Origin of the sequence: Paractinoplanes lichenicola, assembly GCF_016785085.1 — a bacterium.
Taxonomy (GTDB): Bacteria; Actinomycetota; Actinomycetes; order Mycobacteriales; family Micromonosporaceae; genus Actinoplanes; species Actinoplanes lichenicola.
The window spans coordinates 431,775-448,826 of record NZ_JAENHO010000008.1 but is presented as its reverse complement, the minus strand read 5'-3'; the positions used below and the strand labels follow the sequence as shown (position 1 = coordinate 448,826).

Annotated in this window: 15 protein-coding genes; 4 read left to right on the top strand and 11 right to left on the bottom strand. The window is 70.9% G+C overall.

The features are described 5' to 3' along the window. Window positions 1-205: 205 nt before the first annotated feature. The 3 genes from JKJ07_RS29040 to JKJ07_RS29030 all read right to left on the bottom strand — a co-directional run bounded on the left by JKJ07_RS29040 (window position 206) and on the right by JKJ07_RS29030 (window position 3,042). Window positions 206-1,108 carry an ABC transporter ATP-binding protein gene (locus JKJ07_RS29040; RefSeq protein ID WP_202994983.1) on the bottom strand — a complete coding sequence of 301 codons (903 nt, stop codon included), beginning with the start codon at window positions 1,106-1,108 and terminating at the stop codon, window positions 206-208. A gap of 105 nt (window positions 1,109-1,213) precedes the next feature. Continuing rightward, a complete protein-coding gene (locus JKJ07_RS29035) occupies window positions 1,214-2,476 on the bottom strand; it encodes an MFS transporter (RefSeq protein WP_202994982.1) in 1,263 nt (420 codons plus the stop codon). Next, window positions 2,473-3,042 (bottom strand): winged helix-turn-helix domain-containing protein, encoded by a 570-nt coding sequence (locus tag JKJ07_RS29030; protein ID WP_202994981.1) that lies wholly within the window; start codon window positions 3,040-3,042, stop codon window positions 2,473-2,475. The genes JKJ07_RS29035 and JKJ07_RS29030 overlap by 4 nt, the downstream gene beginning before the upstream one ends. A gap of 158 nt (window positions 3,043-3,200) precedes the next feature. Here JKJ07_RS29030 and JKJ07_RS29025 point away from each other — a divergent pair, with 158 nt between their 5' ends. After that, window positions 3,201-3,446: a PspC domain-containing protein gene (locus JKJ07_RS29025; RefSeq protein WP_184949243.1), complete on the top strand. Its 246-nt coding sequence runs from the start codon at window positions 3,201-3,203 to the stop codon at window positions 3,444-3,446. Here the strand turns inward: JKJ07_RS29025 and JKJ07_RS29020 are convergent. Genes JKJ07_RS29020 through JKJ07_RS29005 form a run of 4 tightly spaced genes read right to left on the bottom strand, consistent with a single transcriptional unit; the run spans window position 3,421 to window position 8,144 of the window. After that, a complete protein-coding gene (locus JKJ07_RS29020) occupies window positions 3,421-4,317 on the bottom strand; it encodes a cytochrome c biogenesis CcdA family protein (protein WP_202994980.1) in 897 nt (298 codons plus the stop codon). The two genes, JKJ07_RS29025 and JKJ07_RS29020, sit on opposite strands and share 26 nt — an antisense overlap. 1 nt (window position 4,318) lies before the next feature. After that, window positions 4,319-4,897 (bottom strand): redoxin family protein, encoded by a 579-nt coding sequence (locus JKJ07_RS29015; RefSeq protein ID WP_202994979.1) that lies wholly within the window; start codon window positions 4,895-4,897, stop codon window positions 4,319-4,321. Next, complete coding sequence (locus JKJ07_RS29010; protein WP_202994978.1) at window positions 4,894-6,366, bottom strand: NADH-quinone oxidoreductase subunit NuoF family protein; 1,473 nt, start codon at window positions 6,364-6,366, stop codon at window positions 4,894-4,896. The genes JKJ07_RS29015 and JKJ07_RS29010 overlap by 4 nt, the downstream gene beginning before the upstream one ends. Further along, window positions 6,363-8,144 (bottom strand): translation initiation factor III, encoded by a 1,782-nt coding sequence (locus JKJ07_RS29005; RefSeq protein ID WP_307834460.1) that lies wholly within the window; start codon window positions 8,142-8,144, stop codon window positions 6,363-6,365. The genes JKJ07_RS29010 and JKJ07_RS29005 overlap by 4 nt, the downstream gene beginning before the upstream one ends. 439 nt (window positions 8,145-8,583) lie before the next feature. Here JKJ07_RS29005 and JKJ07_RS29000 point away from each other — a divergent pair, with 439 nt between their 5' ends. Beyond that, window positions 8,584-9,429, top strand: a complete 846-nt coding sequence (locus JKJ07_RS29000; protein WP_202994976.1) for a hypothetical protein — start codon at window positions 8,584-8,586, stop codon at window positions 9,427-9,429. 277 nt (window positions 9,430-9,706) lie between these two features. Here the strand turns inward: JKJ07_RS29000 and JKJ07_RS28995 are convergent, their stop codons facing one another. After that, on the bottom strand, window positions 9,707-10,285 hold the full coding sequence (locus JKJ07_RS28995) for a TetR/AcrR family transcriptional regulator (protein WP_202994975.1): 579 nt from the start codon (window positions 10,283-10,285) through the stop codon (window positions 9,707-9,709). A 91-nt stretch (window positions 10,286-10,376) separates the two neighbouring features. On the opposite strand from JKJ07_RS28995, the gene JKJ07_RS28990 reads away from it, so the two are divergent. Continuing rightward, the gene (locus JKJ07_RS28990) at window positions 10,377-10,823 is read left to right on the top strand and encodes an anthrone oxygenase family protein (protein ID WP_202994974.1); all 447 of its coding nucleotides are present in this window, start codon (window positions 10,377-10,379) and stop codon (window positions 10,821-10,823) included. Window positions 10,824-11,009: 186 nt separating this feature from the next. Here the strand turns inward: JKJ07_RS28990 and JKJ07_RS28985 are convergent, their stop codons facing one another. Next, window positions 11,010-11,756, bottom strand: coding sequence for a PP2C family protein-serine/threonine phosphatase (locus tag JKJ07_RS28985; RefSeq protein WP_202994973.1), 747 nt, complete (start codon window positions 11,754-11,756; stop codon window positions 11,010-11,012). A 74-nt stretch (window positions 11,757-11,830) separates the two neighbouring features. Next, entirely contained in the window at window positions 11,831-13,591 is a 1,761-nt protein-coding gene (locus JKJ07_RS28980) for a glycoside hydrolase family 6 protein (protein WP_202994972.1), read from the bottom strand. A 261-nt stretch (window positions 13,592-13,852) separates the two neighbouring features. Between JKJ07_RS28980 and JKJ07_RS28975 the strand changes: the two genes are divergently transcribed. Next, window positions 13,853-14,485 carry a hypothetical protein gene (locus tag JKJ07_RS28975; protein WP_202994971.1) on the top strand — a complete coding sequence of 211 codons (633 nt, stop codon included), beginning with the start codon at window positions 13,853-13,855 and terminating at the stop codon, window positions 14,483-14,485. Window positions 14,486-14,566: 81 nt separating this feature from the next. Here JKJ07_RS28975 and JKJ07_RS28970 read toward each other — a convergent pair whose 3' ends face one another. Then, window positions 14,567-17,017, bottom strand: a complete 2,451-nt coding sequence (locus JKJ07_RS28970) for a LamG-like jellyroll fold domain-containing protein (RefSeq protein WP_202994970.1) — start codon at window positions 17,015-17,017, stop codon at window positions 14,567-14,569. Between the last annotated feature and the right edge of the window lie 35 nt (window positions 17,018-17,052).

Sequence of the window (17,052 nt, the reverse complement as noted above, 5' to 3'; positions counted from 1 at the left end):
CGGAGGGGCGCGGGGCGAGCGAGGCGGAGGGGCGCGGGGCAGGCGAGGTGAAGGGGCGCGGGGCGAGCGAGGCGGAGGGGCGCGGGGCAGGCGAGGTGAAGGGGCGTAGGCGCGAGCGAGGTGAAGGGGCGTAGGCGCGAGCGAGGTGAAGGGGCGTAGGCGCGAGCGAGGCAGAGGAGCGCAGGGCGGGCGACGGGAGGAAAGATCAGGCGCGGCTGGTCAGGGCGACGAACGCGTCGTCCAGGGTGGTCTGGTCGATCCGCAGGTTGCCCGCGGTGACCTGGTGCTGGGCCAGCACAGTGGTGATGGCCAGCAGCAGGTTGCCGGTGCCGGTGACCACGAGCTGATGCCCGGCCCGCTCGACCGAGCTCACCTCGGGCAAGGCGAGCAGCACCGCGTGGTCGATCGGCGCCGACGGCCGGAACCGCACCCGCTGCGTCTCGTCCACCTGCGCCACCAGCCCGGCCGGCGTGTCCACCGCGACCACACGGCCGTTGTCGATCACCGCGAGCCTGTCGCACAGCCGCTCGGCTTCCTCCATGAAGTGCGTGACCAGCAAGATCGTGACCCCGCGGTCGCGGATCGACTCGATCAGGTCCCAGGCGTCCCGGCGGGCCTGCGGGTCGAGGCCGGTGGTGACCTCGTCGAGGACGGCCACCCGCGGGTTGCCGACCAGGGCCAGGGCGATGGAAAGACGCTGCTTCTGCCCGCCCGACAGCCTGCGGTACTGAGCGTTGATCTTCTCGGACAAGCGAAGCGACTCGAGCAGCTCACGCCAGTCCGCGGGGTTGCGGTAGAAGCTGGCGTACAGCTCCATGGCCTCGCCGACCTTGAGCTTGTCGGGCAGTTCAGATTCCTGCAGCTGCGCGCCGAGCACCTGGCGCAGCTCGCCGCTGGTGTCGGCCTGAGCATCGATGCCGCAGACGCTGATCGATCCGCCGTCGGCCTTGCGCAGTCCCTCGATGCACTCGACGGTGGTGGTCTTGCCGGCTCCGTTGGGGCCGAGGATGCCGAAGATCTCTCCGGGCTCGACGCTGAAGCTGACTCCGTTGACCGCGGTGTGGTCGCCGTATCGCTTGACCAGGTTGCTGACCTCGATGATTGGCATGACTGAAGCCTGCCGGTGGGCACCCCCGCCCCGAATCGACTGCGTAGTTACGCGTGCGACCGGCCCTGACTTAGACCCCGATCCACCGATCGGTTGATGGGGGGATCAGTCCACGCCGGAGGTCGGCAGGTCGTGCATGGTCCGCAGCGGCGAGAAATAGATCCAGAGTGCCCCCAGCAACGCTCCTACGGTGGCGATCCAAAGCGATTCCCGTACGCCGATGGTGGCGCCCAGTCCGCCGCCGATGAGCGCGCCGATGGGGCGGATTCCATAGTTGACGGTGCGCTTGAAGCCGGACACCACGGCCAGCATCGAGCGCGGCGTGGCGGCCGTCTGCGCCGAGCCGCCGGTGATGTCGAGGACCATCACACCCAGTGCGGCCAGGAATTCCGCCGTGAACAGGGCCGCGAAGACGACCCAGCTCGGGCCCGAGGCCAGCGGGACGAGGATCAGCGGGGCCGGGAACAGCACGTAACCGAGAATCACGGCCGGGCCGAACCCGATGCGGCGGCTGAGCGGCCCGGCGATCGCGGCCCCGATCAGCCCGCCGAACGCGCCCAGGCCGATGATCACGCCGAGGGCGCCGGGCGAGACGTGCAGCTCGGTGGTCACGTAGAGGACCCACAGCGCCGCGAAGATGTAGTTGAACAGGTTGAGCGTGGCCGCGCCGAGCAGCAGCGCCCGGAGCACGGCGGAGCGGACCACGAACCGTACGCCCGCAAGCATGCCCTTGCCCTCGGCGGCCGCAGCGAGTGACGCGCCGGGACCGTCGTCGACGTGCACGCGGGCCAGGAAGAAGGCCGACACCAGATAGGTCAGCGCGTCGGCAATCAGCGCGATCGGGGCGGTCAGGGTCTGCACGAGCAGGCCGCCCAGGCTGGGACCGGCCACGAACGACGCCGCCCGGCTGCCGTTGAGCAGGGTGTTGGCGTCCACGTAGTCGTCGCGGCGCACGAGCGAGGCGAAGAGGCTGGCGTGCGCGACCTCGAACAGCAGCGAGAACACGCCGACCGCGAACGACACGACACACATCAGCGGCAGGGTGAGCAGCCCGGCCCACCACAGCACGGGCACGCTGAGCAGCAGCAGCGCCCGGCTCAGGTCGGCGACGACCATGATCTGGCGTTTGTCGTGGCGACGGTCGGCCCAGGCCCCCGCGGGCAGCGAGAAGAACAGGTTGGGCAGCAGGGCGGCGGCGGTCAGATAGCCCATCTCGGCCGGCCCGGCGCCCACTGCCAGAACGGCCAGCAGCGGTACGGCGATGAGGGTGACCTGGTCGCCGACGAGCGAGACGGTCTGGGCCGACCAGTAGCGCCGGAACGCGGCCCCCCGCAGCAGCCCGAGCGGGGTCGTGGCGGTGACGGTCATGAGACCGGCCCCCGGGGGATGGCCATCTGGATGATCTGGATGGGCCGCGACCCCGGTGGCCGGGCGGCGGGGTCGGTCGCCCGGTCGTAGAAGCGGGCGGCCAGCGCCTGGATCTGCTCGTCGAGCTCGCGCAGCTCGGCCGGCGTGACGTGGATCAGCACGTCGCCGAACCCGGCCGCGGCCCGCCACTCGCTCGGCTCGTCGGCCCGGCTGGCCAGATAGTCCCGGGCGCGCTGCACGAACACCCCGAGCAGCACGCTGTTGAGCTGGTCGGTCGCCGCCCGCATGGCCGGGTCGTCGGAGTCGTCGTCCCAGGAGGTCGTGTGGGCCGTCGCCCGCCACGGCCGTTCCCGCCCGTCGGCCCCCGGCACCCGCTCGGCGAACCCGTATTTCGCGAGCTGCCGCAGGTGGAACGAGCAGTTGGGCACGTTGTCGTCGAGCGCGGCCGCGGCCCGGGTCGCCGTCATCGGGCCGTCGGAGCGCAGGAGCCCGATGAGCCGTACGCGCAGGGGGTGTGCGTAGGCCCGCAGCGTGCGCGGATCGGTGACCTTGAAGTCGTCGCTCATTCCTAGAGAATGCTTTAGAAAGAGTTCTCTAGCAAGTGGGTATCAGGGTTCGCGGCTCAGGGTCGAGCCAGGGCAGTTCCGGATGTTGATCGGCGCGGCCGGGGCCCACCATTGATGTATCAGGCCGAACGAGCCGCAGAGATGGAGAACAGACCGACATGAACGCCGTGCACGACAGCATGTCCCGCCAGGGCCTTTCCCGGCCGCGCGAGGGCCGGCTCCTCGCCGGTGTCGTCGCAGGACTGGCCCGCCGCTTCGGGATCGACCCGTGGCTGGCCCGCCTGCTCTTCGTGGTGGTCCTGCTGGCCATCCCGGGCAGCCAGATCCTGGTCTATCCGATCCTCTGGATCGTGATGCCGTCCGAGAAGAACGAGTTCGTCAGCGCGTACCCGCCGGCCGCCTGACCCTCTGATCGGCAACCCCTTCGCTGGAGAACGGCCCGCCTCGTGCGGGCCGTTTCTTCGTCAGCACCACCAGCACGACCAGCGCGGCCGCCACGACGATCACGAACGGCCACGCGCCCAGCGAGGAGACGCCCGAGCTGAGCCAGCGCTGCACGACGGCCGCCGCGTTGATCACCGGGTCGGTGCCGGCCAGCCGCAGATCGCCGGCCAGCCGCAGCTCGTACCAGCCGTAATAGGCCACGTAGAGCCCGCAGACGACGAGGATCGCACCGCCGAGCCGGGGAACGAGCCCGAGCAGCCCACGGATCCGGGTGATCACCGAGACCCGCACCAGGGCCACGGCCACGGCGGTCGCGCTCACCACAAGAGCCATTCCCCCCGCGTACGCGAGGAACAGCGCGACGCCGGCCCCGATCGAACCCGCCCGCAGGCTCGACACGACGAGCGCCAGGAACGGGCCGACCGCGCAGCCCAGCGAGGCCACCGCGTACGCCATCCCGAAGAGCACGGTCGAGCCGGTCGACCCGGTCAGGACCGGCGCGCGCACGGTCACCGCCGGCAGCGAGCGCCCGGCCAGCAGCCACCCGCCGAGCGCGGCCAGGCCCAGCCCGAGCACCACGGTCAGCCAGGGCAGCCGGGGTTGCAGCGCCCCGGCGATCGGGGTGAGCAGCAGGCCGAACGCACCGAACACCACCGCGTAGCCGAGCGCCAGCGCCGCACCGGCCTTGAGCGCGCGGCCGACGGCACGGGCGGGGCGGCCCGGCTCGGTCGCGACGAGCACCGAGAGGTAGGCCGGCAGGAGCGCGAACCCGCACGGGTTGACCGCGCCGAGCATCCCGGCGGTCAGCGCGAGCAGCAGCTCCCCGCCCATGTCAGGCGGTCAGCGCCTTCACCTGCGAGGTCAGCTGCAGGTCGTCCAGATAACCCGTGTGCCGCACCTGACCGTCGCGGTCGAGCACCACGTACAGGCTCTGCTCGGTGATCTTGAATCGCTTCCAGATCTTGCCGGCGCCGTCGTCGAGGTGGGTCACGTTGCCGACCTCGAGATCCTTGACGAACTGGTGCATGTCCTTGTTGCCGCCCATGCCCGCGATGCCGAGGAACGACAGCTTGTCGCCGTACTCCTCCTGCAGGTCGCGGACGCTCTGGGCCTCGCTGGCGCAGGTCGCGCACCAGGGCGCCCAGAACCACAGGATGGTGGGCTTGCCGGCCAGGGTCGTCGCGTCGAACGCCTGCCCGTCGAGGGTCTTCCCGGTGAACTTGAGCGCCGCCGGGACTACACCGGACTTTTCCGATTTGTCCGGGAAGGTAGAGGCGGAGCGGCCGTCGGAAGTGGAGCCGGGCACCGTGGCCGGCTCCACAAAAGCCGGCGCCGAAGCGGGCGCGCTGCTGCACCCGGCGGCGAGCAGCACGGTCGCCGCCGCCGAGAACAGAACAGCGCGCCTCTTCACTTGGAACCAGCCTCCGTGAGTCGCAGGGCCAGGGCCGGGCAGACGTTGACGGCCTTGCGGGCGCCGTTCTCGAGCCACGGCGGCAGCGGCGTCTGCGGGAACGCCGGGAAGCCGTTCGCGTCGAGCCGGATGATCTCGGGCGCGACGGCCGAGCAGAGCCCGTGACCGTCACACCGCGACCAGTCCACCGCGAGCCGCCGGGCACCCTGCTCCGCCGTGTAGGGCAGGGGCAGAATCCCCCGTACGTTTTTGCCGCAGCCCTCGCCGTTGGTGTGCGCCTCGACGTCCTTGGCGAACACCTCGAGCGCGGACAGCGCGAACCGGGCCGTGCCGTCGGGGTGGCTGCACGCGCCGCGGCCCTTGACCACACCGGCCGCCTGGCGCACGTTTTCGACCGCGTTGCCGCCGAGCGAGACCAGCGTGACCGCGCGGGCCAGGTCGGGCAGGCCCAGCCGGCAGGGGCCGCACTGCCCGGCCGACTCGCCCGCCAGATATTGCACGACCTGGGAGACCTCGCCCAGCGGGCAGGTCTTGGAGCCGATCGGGATCAGCATGCCGGCGCCGAGCGTGCCGCCGACCGCGGCGAAGCCCTTGCGCGAGATGGTGACGGTCTGCGCGGCCTCGGCAGTGATCCACTTGCCGTGGTAGCCGCCGACCAGCAGGCCGGGGCCGATGTCGGCGCCGCACATGTTGAGCACGTCCATCAGCGGGGTGCCGGTCGGCGCCTCGACCACGGCCGGGTTGGTGGCCGAGCCGCCCACGGTCAGCATGACCGTGCCCGGTTCCTCGGGGATGCCGACCGCGTTGTATTCCCACGGGCCGAGCCGGGCCGCGATCGCGAGCTGCGAATACGTCTCGGCGTTGGACAGCAGGGTGGGCAGGCCCATGACGCCGTTGTCGCTCGAGCGCACCTTGCGGCCGGGCGGGATGTGCGCCTCGCCGTTGATTCCGCGCACCAGCGCGCCGCCCTCACCCGAGATGAACCGGTGCGGCACGGTGACGATGCGGGTCGGGCAGGGCATCCGCCGCTCGGCCAGGGCCGCGGTGAGCGAGCTCTGCCCGATGCCGTCGTCGGCGATGCCGATGACGATCTCCTCGGCGTCGAGCGCGGCGGCGGCCAGCGCGGCCCCGTCGAGGATCAGGTGCGGCGCGCGGGTCAGCACCGCCTTGTCCTTCCAGGACGGGGGCTCACCCTCGGTCGCGTTGACCACGATCACCGGCGGCAGCTCCTGCCGGCGGCACGAGTCGAGCACGGCGCGCACCTTGCGGGCGAACGGGAAGCCCGCGCCGCCGCGGCCGCGCAGCTCGATCCGGTCGGCCAGGCCGATCAGCTCGCCCGAGGACAGGGCCGCGAACCCGCCGTGCACCTCCTGGTGCGCGAGCAGGTCGAGACGGCCGTACTCGTCGAAGCCCGCGGTGATCCGCGGCGTGCCGATCGCGGTGACCGGCGGAACCTGCGACGCGCTCAATTCGCTTCCCCTCGCAGCTGCGACCAGTAACCGTCGTCAGCCTCGTCCTCCACCCGGCCGCGCCCGCCGCGGCGGGCTCCCCTGCCCGCCTGGACGCGTCCGGAATCCTGCTGCTCCCGCCGAGTCCGCCGGGACGCCATGTCGACCAGGGTCGGCGTCTCGTCGGGCTCCATGTAATCGGGATTGTCGGCGAGATCGACGAACCCGCTGCGGCTGTGCCGCCCTGAATCGGCGCCTGAGTCGTCTGCGCCCCGGTCGCGCCGAGCCCGGGGCGCCTCCTCGGCCTCCCGGTCGTAACGGGATTCCGAGCGCGACCGCCGCGGCGGCGGTGTGTCGTCGTAGCGCCCTCGTTGGCGCGGCATCTCGTCGTAACCGTTGCCCCGCTGGGGCTCGTCGTAGAGCGGCATGTCGCCCCGGCGGCGCGAGCGCGGCGGCTCGTCCTCCTCCTCGGCGTAGCGCCGGCGGCGCGGGGCCGGCTCGTCGTAGCCATCCATCTCGACGCGGCGCATGCGGGTCTGCGTGTCTTCGAAGTCGGGGCGGCGCATCCGGGTCTGCGTGTCCTCGAAGTCGGGACGCCGCATCCGGGAGCCGGTGTCCTCCATCTCGACCCGGCGCATCCGCGTCTGCGTGTCCTCGAAGCCGTCCATCTCGACGCGGCGCATGCGGGTCTGCGTGTCCTCGAAGTCGGGACGGCGCATCCGCGTGCTGGAGTCCTCGAGCTCGGGACGACGCATCCGCGTGCTGGAGTCCTCCAGCTCGGGACGACGCATCCGGGTGCTGGAGTCCTCCAGCTCGGGACGGCGCATCCGGGTGCTGGTGTCCTCGCCCGGATAGCGGCGGCCGCGCGGCTCGTCGAACTCGATCTCCTCCTCGACCCGGCGACCGCGGCCCCGGCGCTCGTCGGCGTCGTAGCGCGGCATCATGCCGGTGGGCTCGTCGAACGTCTCCTCGGCGCGGGCCCGGCGCTGGCGCGGGGCGACCAGGTCGTCGGCCGGCGGCGGGGCGACCGGCGGGGCCTTGACCTCGGCCGGCTGGAACGTGTCGACCACGGCGACCGGGCCGAGCCGCTCGGGCTCGACGGGCGCGGCCCGCTCGCGGCGGCCGGGGCGCTTCATGGCCGGCGAGCTGGTGGGCACCAGCGAGCTGACCGGCTTGAGGCCGCCCGACGCGGCGGTCGAGGCGAAGTCCTTGTTGCGGTTGAGCGAGACGGAGAGGCGGACGGCCAGGCCGACCAGCACGCCCAGCACACAGACGATGTAGCTGACGACGACCCAGGTCGCCGCGGGCCGGCCAGCGCTCAGGCCGTGCATCAGGGCGGTCGGCCAGATCAGGTAGGAGATCGAGTGGATGCCCCGCCACATCCAGGGGCTGCCGCGGCCGATGAACCGCGAGCGCATGATGCCGGTCCACATCACGAGGATCATGACCCAGCCGGAGATCGTGCCGAAGCCGATCCAGACCCGCTTGTCGCCCTCGTAGAGGAACGGGATGAACGCGTCGATGACCGAGGCGTGCTTCTCGACGATCTTCATCCAGACGTGCAGGAAGAGGGCCGCGACCGCGATGACGCCGGTGGTGCGGTGCGCGGACTGCAGCAGCACGCGCTGGCGGATCGAGAGGACCAGCCGGTCGGTGGAGACCAGCCCGATCATGATCGTGATGGAGAGCGACACAAGCGTGATCACGCCGATGTAGTACTCCGTGTACGTGAAGAAGTACACATAGCCGACTCGACCGGGCTTGGTCATCATCGCGACCGCCCAGATGGCGGCGATCACGCTTATGGCCAGAACCGCTACCGCACCCTTGGAGGGCGCTCCTTTACCGGTGGCACCGACATCGACGGGTGCGGGTCGCTCTTTGTTACTCGTCCGGGCCATAACTCCTCGTTCTCCGCAGCGGTCACGTCCCGTGGGCGGTGGGACGCAGGCACCCGTGGGGAGTGCCCCCTGCTTCACGTTGTTGCCGGGCAGCGATCGGCATCGGCCGGTCCCTGCCCATCCCCCAACTACGTGCCGCGAGCGGGTTCGGATGAACGCCTGACGGTTCTTTTGTCGCCTAGTTTGCAGTGCCCCCTGCCATATGGGCTCTGAGCTGCGAAGACATGCCGGAGAAACAGTTGCCTAAGCGAAAAATAAGGCGTCACGAGCCAGTGACCCAGCGCACCCGGTGAACCTTTCGGCCCTCCGCTGCGAACCATCACCTGTGGCCTCAGTCATGAAGGAGATGATCGGCATGCGGCACCTGGCCCGAGGGGGGACTCGGATCAGCGCTGTCCTCGTCGCCGTGGCGACGCTGGCGTGGGCCTCCCCGGCGCGCGCCGACGTGCCGGGGTTCGAGGTCAAGGTGGGGCAGGCGCCCCAGACTTTCACGACCGGCAAGAACGCCGGAACGCTCACGGCGGTCGCCTCCACCGATCGCGGCCTGCGCTGCCTCAAGGTGCGGTGGGCGCTGAGCATCGAGACCAAGGGCATCAGCCTCGACCAGGTCCGGGTGACCCGGGTCGAGAACAACCAGTCCTTCCCCGTACGAGCCGGGGTCGACGACGAGACGGCGACCGTGGTCGACGAGCGGCTCGACCCGGGGCAGCTCTGCCGGGACCGCACGGTGACCGGCCGCTGGGACATCGCGTTCACCGGCCCCGACGACGGTGAGGTGGTCTTCCAGGCGCAGGCCTTCGACGCGGCGGGCCGGCTGCTCAGCTCCACCGGCACCGAGTCCCGCGTGGTCAGCCCGGTCGCGGCCGAGCCGAGCGAGAGCCCGAGCCCGTCGCCGACCCCCTCGGCCGTGCCGACCGAGGACGCGCCCGTCGAGGACGAGCCGGTCGACGAACAGACGCAGGACGCGGCGCCCGCCGCGACCGACCAGGCGGCCCTGACCCCGGCCTCGAACAGCTCGAACGTGCTCGGCGTGGGCCTGATCGTGGGCGCGCTGATGGTCTTCCTGGGGGTCGGCATGCTGCTGCGGCTACGGCTGCGCAACCGGCGGCAGCCGGCGTGGCAGACCGAGACCCAGGCGATGCCCACCGGCTTCGAGAGCATGCCGCGCCGGCGGCGGAATTAAGAGATTCCTGCAAATACGTTTCGCTGCCTTTAAGGTCCCCACGGCCTGGTGGCGCTAGGTTCGTTTACCAACAGCCCGCGAGCCACTACGTTCGGCACATGTGCCGGACATCGATGCGGCTCACCGCCTCGCCCGTGTCTCCCGACGGGCGCGACATCGGTCCGGCCGGGGTGGGCACCCCGGCCGTGAAGGTGCCGTCCCGCGAGAGCGAAGCACAGCGAGGCCGAGCGGATGGGTGGCTGACTCCGCGCGTGGGGCGCGGGTCAGCCGCCGTCCGTCACCGCCGGGCGAAGTGGTCGACGAGCAGCTCCGTGCGGCCCTCGGCGAAGGCCGGGGGCAGCCGCCCGGAGCGGGTCAGGGTGGCCAGCCCGTGCAGGGCGGCCCAGAACACCTCGGTGACCACGCCCGGGTGCACGTCGTCGCCGGCCACCTCACCCAGGCTCTCCAGCAGCGCCGCGAAGGCGTCCTTGAGCGGCTCCGGCGTGTCCGCCGTCGCGAAGTCGAGGCCGCCGTCGAGCTGGAACATGGCGTCATAGACGGCCGGGTTGCGCGCGGCGAAGTCGAGATAGGCGTGGGCCAGGGCGGCCACCCGGGCGCGCGGGCCGTCGGCGGCGGCCGCCGCGGCCCGCAGCGCGGTGGCCATCTCGGCCGCGCCCTCGACGGCGACGGCGCCGATGATCTCGCGTTTGCCCCGGAAGTGGCTGTAGAGGACCGGCTGGCTGTATTCGATGCGCTCGGCGAGCCGGCGGGTGGTGACCGCCTCCCAGCCCTGCTGCTCGGCGAGCTCGCGGGCCGTCGCCAAGATGAGGCGTTCGCGAATCGCTCGTTCGCGCTCCTTACGTTCCTGTACCGACATGCAGCGATCCTAGCACCGCTAGACATCCGAGCGGCAGCAGTGCTAGCGTTGCCACGTCATCTAGCAACGCTAGATATCAGGAAGGGTCATCATGCTCAGCGCACTTCAGGTTGTCACCATCGTGAGCGTCGGCTTGCTGGTCGGGGTCGAGCTCGCCGTCGCCCTCGTCCTCAACCGGATCCTCGACGCGCTCCCGGAGGACGCCGGTCAGCTGGGTCGCGCCCACGGCGGCCGGATGCTCGGCGCCGCGATGCCGGTCTGGTACATCGGCTCGCTGATCCTGGTCGTGATCTGGGCCGTCGCCGACTGGGGAGACGACGGCACCGGCCTCGTCATCGCCTCGGGCGCGCTGCTGATCCTCAGCGTGATCATGTCGCTCCTGCTGCTCGTCCCGATCAACAACCGCAGCAAGAAGTGGACCCCCGAGAACCGGCCCGCCGACTGGAAGGAGCAGGGCAAGCGCTGGGACCGCCTGCACTACGTCCGCGTCGCCATCATCGTCGGCGCCTTCGCCCTGCTGCCGGCCGCCCTCGTCTGAGCAACAGCCGGCGGCCGCCCAGCGTCAGAGCAACAGCCGGCGGCCGCCCAGCGTCAGAGCAACAGCCGGCGGCCGCCCAGCGTCAGAGCAACAGCCGACGGCCGCCCGGCGTCAGAGCGACAGCTGGCCGTCAGCCGGCGTCTGAGCAGCAACAGCCGACGGTCGCGCGGCGTCTGAGCGGTCGGATCAGACGCTGCGCTCCACGCGGATGACCACGGCGGTCGCGTTGTCGCGGCCGCCCGCGGTCAGGGTGTCGTCGAGCAGGGCGTGCACGGCGGCGCCGGGGTCGTCGTTGGCCAGCACCCGGGTCAGATTCTCGTACGTGAGCTGGTCGGAGACGCCGTCGGTGCAGAGCAGATAGACGTCGCCGGGCCGCAGGGTCACGTTGATCAGGTCGGGCTCGGGGCCGTCGGGGTGACCGGCGTAGCGGGTCAGCCGGTAACGGGCGGCCGCGGCCTCGGGCGAGTCGTGGGCGAACCAGCCGTGCAGCAGGCCGACCCAGGCGATCGTGTGGTCGACCGTCAGCAGGTCGAGCAGGCCGTCGCGCAGGCGGTAGGCCCGGGAGTCGCCAAGCTGCACGATCCAGGCGGAGGCGTCCCCGGCCGCCACGAGGGCGGTCAGCGTGCAGCCGGTCAGCCCGGCCAGGGTGCGGCCCGCCCCGCGTACGGACTCTTGGGCCTGGGCCACCGCGGCCCGCAGCGCGGCCGCACCGTCACCCACCGCGGCCTCTCGCACGAAGACCTCGACGGCCGTGCTGCCGGCCACCGTGCTGCCGGGGCCGTCGCCCATGCCGTCGGCCACCACCGCCAGCGGGCCGCCCGGGTCAAGGTGCACCACGTCGTAGTTGGTGTCGTACCGCTCCCCCACGACACTGCCGGCCGCCGCGGTGAGGCGACGACCGGCAGAGGTCCAACCGACTTTGGTGATGTCCACTTCTCATTTGTAGTACACCGGACCCCGCTCCTCGTGGGTTAGAGCGGGGTCCGGCGGTCCTCTTTACCCGTCGGCTACAGCGCCGGGTAAGCGTTGGCCATCAGCTGGCGGAACTGCGCCGAGAACCAGGCGCCCGAGATCGGCGCGTTGGGCAGGGCACCGCTCAGGCTGTTGCCGTTGCGGGCGTTACCGGTGTAGGTCGGGTCGCACATCCGGTCGAAGCCCTTGCCCTCGTCGTTCGGGATCAGCGAGGAGGAGCCGTCCGACTCACCCGGGGGCTTGACCCAGACGTACGCGTCGATGCCGCTGGCCGGGGCCGCGGTCGGGCGCTCGCCCAGGCCCGCACCGGACTGGTTGCACCAGTTGCCGGCGTGGATCCGGCGGTCGATGCGCGACTCGTTGACGAAGGTGTCGACGTTGGTGGAGGTGCTGGCCGCGGTCGGCCGGGCCGAGCCGCCCCAGCCGTTGCGGCTGGTGTCGATCAGCATGCCGATGCCGGAGTTGAAGCCGATCGAGACGAGCCGCTGACGGAACGCCTGGGCGAAGGTCAGCTCGTCGGTGTACTGGTTCCAGTCCACCCACTTCGACTGCCGCACGCTCTGCCCGCCGACCTGGGTGGTGGGCTGCACGAACGGCTCACGCAGGGCCGAGTAGTTGGCCGTGTTGGTGATGAAGCCGTGCACGTTGTTGACGCTGCCGGAGGCCTGCGCGGCCTGCAGCATGATGTCGGCGGTGGGGTTGAAGTTCGAGTCCCAGCCGATCCAGCCGTGGTGGGCGGCGTCGACGTAGTTGTAGCCGTTGGGCAGGGCGCCCAGCTTGTTCAGGGCGTAGCCCACACCCTGCACGTACCCGCCGTTGGCCTTCATCGTGTCGCAGGTCGCCGTGCCGCCGGCCTGGCCCGAGGTGTTGGTGATCAGGTTCGGCAGCGAGTCGATCTCGATGACGTTGATGATCCGCAGGTTCCGGTACTTCGCGTCGGCCTGGATGGCGGCGATCGGGTCGATGTACTCGGACTTGTAGCGCGGCAGCTCGTTCGGGCCGAGCTCACCGTTGGAGGCGAGCGCGGCGCAGTCCCGGCCGGGCAGGTTGTAGATCACGAACTGGATGTAGCCGGCGCCCTGGGCGAGGGCCGCGTCCAGGTGGTCCCGCAGGCCCATCGAGCCGTTGGAGCTGCTGTCGTCGGTGCCCTCGATCGCGGCGATCCGGTCCAGCCAGACGGCGGTCGGGTTGCTCGAGACCCGGTTGCCGCCGGGCTCGGCGTCGGCCTTGGCCTTCCACTCCGGGTTGACGTAGCCCTTGGCCCCCGCGTACGGGTTGTCGACCTTGCTGCCGGCCGGCGGCGGCGTGGTCGTCGGCGGCGGGGTGGTGGCCGGCGGCGTCGTGGCCGGCGGGGTGGTGCCCGGCGGCGGGGTCGTCGGGCCGGTCGCGCCGGTGCAGGCGACGCCGTTGAGCGAGAACGTGGCCGGGTTGGCGTTCGTGCCCGAGTAGCTGGCGTTGAAGCCGAAGTTCGCGCTGCCGTTGGTCGGGAGCGAACCGGCCCAGGACGGGTTGGTCGCCGTCACGTTCTGGCCGGACTGGGTGATCGTGGCGCTCCAGCCCTGGGTGATCTGCTGGTTGCCGGCGAAGGCCCAGGTCACGCGCCAGCCGCCGGAGATCGGGTCACCGAGGTTGGTCACGTTGACCGTGCCGGTGAACCCGGTGCTCCAGCTGTTGGCGGAATAGTCGACCCGGCAGCCGGCCGCCGCGCTCGCGCTGGTGGCGGCGAAGATGCCGACCCCCGTGACGAGCGAGGCGGCGGCGGCCGCGGTCAGACCGCGGATGAGGACAGGTCTCATGTGGTGGCTCCTCGAGACATGCGGCGGCACCCCCATAGGGGGCCCGGGGGATCAACCGGGGATACATCGAGGGGCATCGCTCCCCGGCTGTTTCGACAGCATGACATGGGAGCGCTCCCACCGCAATCGCCTGTTAACAACCGGCCCATAAGAAGCCGGCGAGCGGGGCTGAAGAGGGCGGGGCCGGAGCGGGAGGGGTGGGAGCGGGGCGGGCGGAGCGGTGATCGCGCCGAGTTTGGGCTGATGACGTATAACGGACGCGTGCAGGTATACGAGCTGACCGAGGCGCTGGCCGAGGTTCCCGGGGTCGAAGTCAAGATCAAGCGAGGCCTGCTCTGGGTGCACATCCCCGCGATCGGCGACACCGCCCAGCTCGACCCGGACGAGGTGGTTGACGCGGCCTCGGTGTTCGTGCCGACCCGGGCGCCGGCCGTGCAGCTCGACCTCAAACGCGGCCGCGAGGTGCTGCCGCTGATCGTGACCGTCGACGACATGGTGTTCAACCCGGTGTACGCCGACGACCTCGTCGAGCCGGGCGCGCACCGCCGCATCCCGGCCATGCCCACCCTGATCTCGTATTCCGAGATGCACCGCGACGTGCGGGCCCTGGGCCGCACCATCGACAACCCGGCGGCCGAACTCGACCCGGAGACCCTGGCCGCCACCCTGCTCGCCCAGCGGTGCTTCCTGGCCGGCGCGGTCCGGGTCGGCCTCTGGCCCGTCCGGGTGGCCGCCTGGTGGGAATACGCCAACGCCCGCGTCGGCGGCCCGGCCGGCCTGGCCCCGCTGCGCTCCGACCCCGACTGGGACGACCTGATGGCCGACGTGGCCGAGGCCCGCCGCCGGACCCAGCCCGCGGCCCGTCCCACTTCGCTGCAGGAGATGCTCGACTGAAAAAGCAGGAAATGCTCGACTGAGAAGAAAGAAAGCGCCGCGCCGTAATGCCCCGGCGCGACGCTTTCGGCTTGACGAACCTCAATTGTTCGAGGCGTACAACTCCTTGATCTCGGCGGCCGACAAAGCGCGGTCGTAAAGGTGCACCTGGTCGACCGTGCCGTCCAGGTAATCGACCGGGTTGCCGTTGTACTTGCCCCGGCCGATCACCGTGTTTCCGGTCGGCGCGCCCTGCGGCAGGCACGAGCTCGCCGTTCCGGCCAGCTCACCGTCGACGTACAGGCGCAGTTCGCCCTTCACCGTGTCGCGCACCCCGACCAGGTGATACCACTTGCCCACCTCGGGCTTGGCCGGGGCGAGGGCCCGCACGCCGGCGAAGCTCATCGCGAAGCGCTGGTCGGCCCCGGAATACTGCAGGAAGAAATCGCTGTTGGTCGGGCCGTCCTGGGAAACGACGGTCTGGAATGCGCCGTCGGCCTTGTCGAGCTTGACCCAGGCGGCCGCGGAATAGTCGGTCGCCGTGTTCAGGACGGGCTTTCCGGCGTCCAGGAATTGCGACGATCCGTTGACCGCGACACCCTGCCCGTTGTGCCCCTCGGCGAATGCCGGATCGCCTGAGGGAGTGAGCGTTCCGTAGGAGCCGTCGAGCGGCCAGAAAGCGATTCCCTCGAGCCCCGGGGTGCCCGGCGGCGGCTGCGGGATCGAGGAACCGGAGCCGTCGGCCTCCCGGACGATCCGCTGGTTGATCGCCTTGACCTGGCGCAGATCCATCTTCGTGACCTGCCGGTCGTACGTGAAGAAGCCGTTGAGCTCCCCCTCGACGTCGGTGATCTGGGTGTAGATGGCCGCGCTGATCCCGCACCGCTCGGCCGCGGTCAGCACGTCGGTCTGGTTGGCCACGTACTTGGCCGTCAGGGTGGCCTTGTCCGGCGTCATCTCGTACGCCTGCCCGTCGCCGAACCACATGTGGTTGGAGACCTTGAGGCCGTAGCCGCCGTGCTCGCCGTCGATCGCCACCCGCGTCTCCGACGGCGTCGGCGAGGCCGGGCCGAGGTACTGGTGGAAGTCGATCACGTCGCCGCGGCCGGAGTCACCCTTGGAGTTGCAGCAGTTCACGCCGCTGTGCGCGTTGACCAGGCGGGACGGGTCCTGCGCCTTGACCGCGTCGGCGATGCGCCCGGTGGCGGCCCGGTCCCACTCGCCCCAGCCCTCGTTGAAGGGCACCCAGCCGACGATCGACGTCCAGGAGTCGTGCTCGCGGACCATCTCGTGCAGCTCGGCCTCGAACTGGTCGCGCCATTCGGCGGGCAGCGGGCCGGTGTTGCCGCTCGGCATGTCCTGCCAGATCAGCAGGCCCAGCTTGTCGGCCCAGTAGTACCAGCGGTCGGGCTCGACCTTGATGTGCTTGCGGACCGCGTTGAAGCCCATCGCCTTGTCCTGCTGCAGGTCCCACTTGAGCGCGGCGTCGGTGGGCGCGGTGTAGAGCCCGTCGGGCCAGAACCCCTGGTCCAGGTTCATCATGTTGAACAGGATCTTGCCGTTGAGCGTGATCCGGAGCTTGCCGTCGGCGCCCTTCTTCGAGCCGATGGTGCGCAGCCCGACGTACGACTCGACCGTGTCGACCGTCTTGCCCCCGCTGATCAGGGACACCTCCAGGTCGTACAGGAAGGGGTTGTCGGGCGACCAGAGCTTGGGCTTGGCGATCGGCAGCGTGAGAGCAGCGCCTGCGGCGCCCGAGACCGAGCCCGCCGTACGGGATCCGTCCCGCGCGACGGCCTTGACGGTGAGCCCGGCCGGCGCGTTCACGGTGACCTGCACCGAGGTCAGCGACGGGGTCAGCTTGAGCCCGGCGATCGAGGCCGTCGGCACGGGTTCCATCCACACCGTGCGCCAGATGCCCGAGCTGCCCTGATAGAAGATGCCCCGGTCCCCCGTACGGCGTTGCTTGCCGATCGGCTGCCCGGTGGCGTCGGTCAGGTCCTCGGCCCAGACGATCAGCTCCTGCGGCCCGGTGCCCTTGAGCGCGTCGGTCACGTCGACCTCGAAGCCGTCGTACCCGCCGCGGTGGGTCGCGACCTCGGTGCCGTTGACGTAGACCTTCGCGTCGTAGTCGACCGCCCCGAAGTTGAGGCGCAGCCGGTTGGCCGACCCGACCTTCCAGTTCGCCGGCACGGTGAAGGTGCGGCGATACCACATGCGGTCCTCGCGGCGCTGAATGCCGGAGAGCGCGGATTCGATCGGATACGGCACCAGGACCCGCTCGCCGAGGGTCTGGCCGGTGGGAACGGCCTGCCCGGCGGTGGCCTTGGCGAACTCCCAGACGCCGTTGAGGTTCTGCCACTTGTCGCGGGTCAGCTGGGGGCGGGGGTATTCGGGGAGGGCGTTTTTCGGGCCCACCTTGTCGGTCCACGGGGTGGCCAGGGGCGGGATCCCGGGACGCCAGTCGGGGGCGGCGCCGGCGGGGGCGGCCGCGCCGGCCACGAGCAGGGCGGCTACGGACAGGGCGGCGAGGACGCCGCGATGTGTTTTCACGCGCGATGTTCCCTTCGGTGGCAAAGGTTGCGCTC

Bases quoted from the DNA above. Each gene is read 5' to 3' on its own strand.
- JKJ07_RS29040 (WP_202994983.1), bottom strand. From the start codon at position 1,108: ATGCCAATCATCGAGGTCAGCAACCTGGTCAAGCGATACGGCGACCAC.
- JKJ07_RS29035 (WP_202994982.1), bottom strand. From the start codon at position 2,476: ATGACCGTCACCGCCACGACCCCGCTCGGGCTGCTGCGGGGGGCCGCG.
- JKJ07_RS29030 (WP_202994981.1), bottom strand. From the start codon at position 3,042: ATGAGCGACGACTTCAAGGTCACCGATCCGCGCACGCTGCGGGCCTAC.
- JKJ07_RS29025 (WP_184949243.1), top strand. From the start codon at position 3,201: ATGAACGCCGTGCACGACAGCATGTCCCGCCAGGGCCTTTCCCGGCCG.
- JKJ07_RS29020 (WP_202994980.1), bottom strand. From the start codon at position 4,317: ATGGGCGGGGAGCTGCTGCTCGCGCTGACCGCCGGGATGCTCGGCGCG.
- JKJ07_RS29000 (WP_202994976.1), top strand. From the start codon at position 8,584: ATGAAGGAGATGATCGGCATGCGGCACCTGGCCCGAGGGGGGACTCGG.
- JKJ07_RS28995 (WP_202994975.1), bottom strand. From the start codon at position 10,285: ATGTCGGTACAGGAACGTAAGGAGCGCGAACGAGCGATTCGCGAACGC.
- JKJ07_RS28990 (WP_202994974.1), top strand. From the start codon at position 10,377: ATGCTCAGCGCACTTCAGGTTGTCACCATCGTGAGCGTCGGCTTGCTG.
- JKJ07_RS28980 (WP_202994972.1), bottom strand. From the start codon at position 13,591: ATGAGACCTGTCCTCATCCGCGGTCTGACCGCGGCCGCCGCCGCCTCG.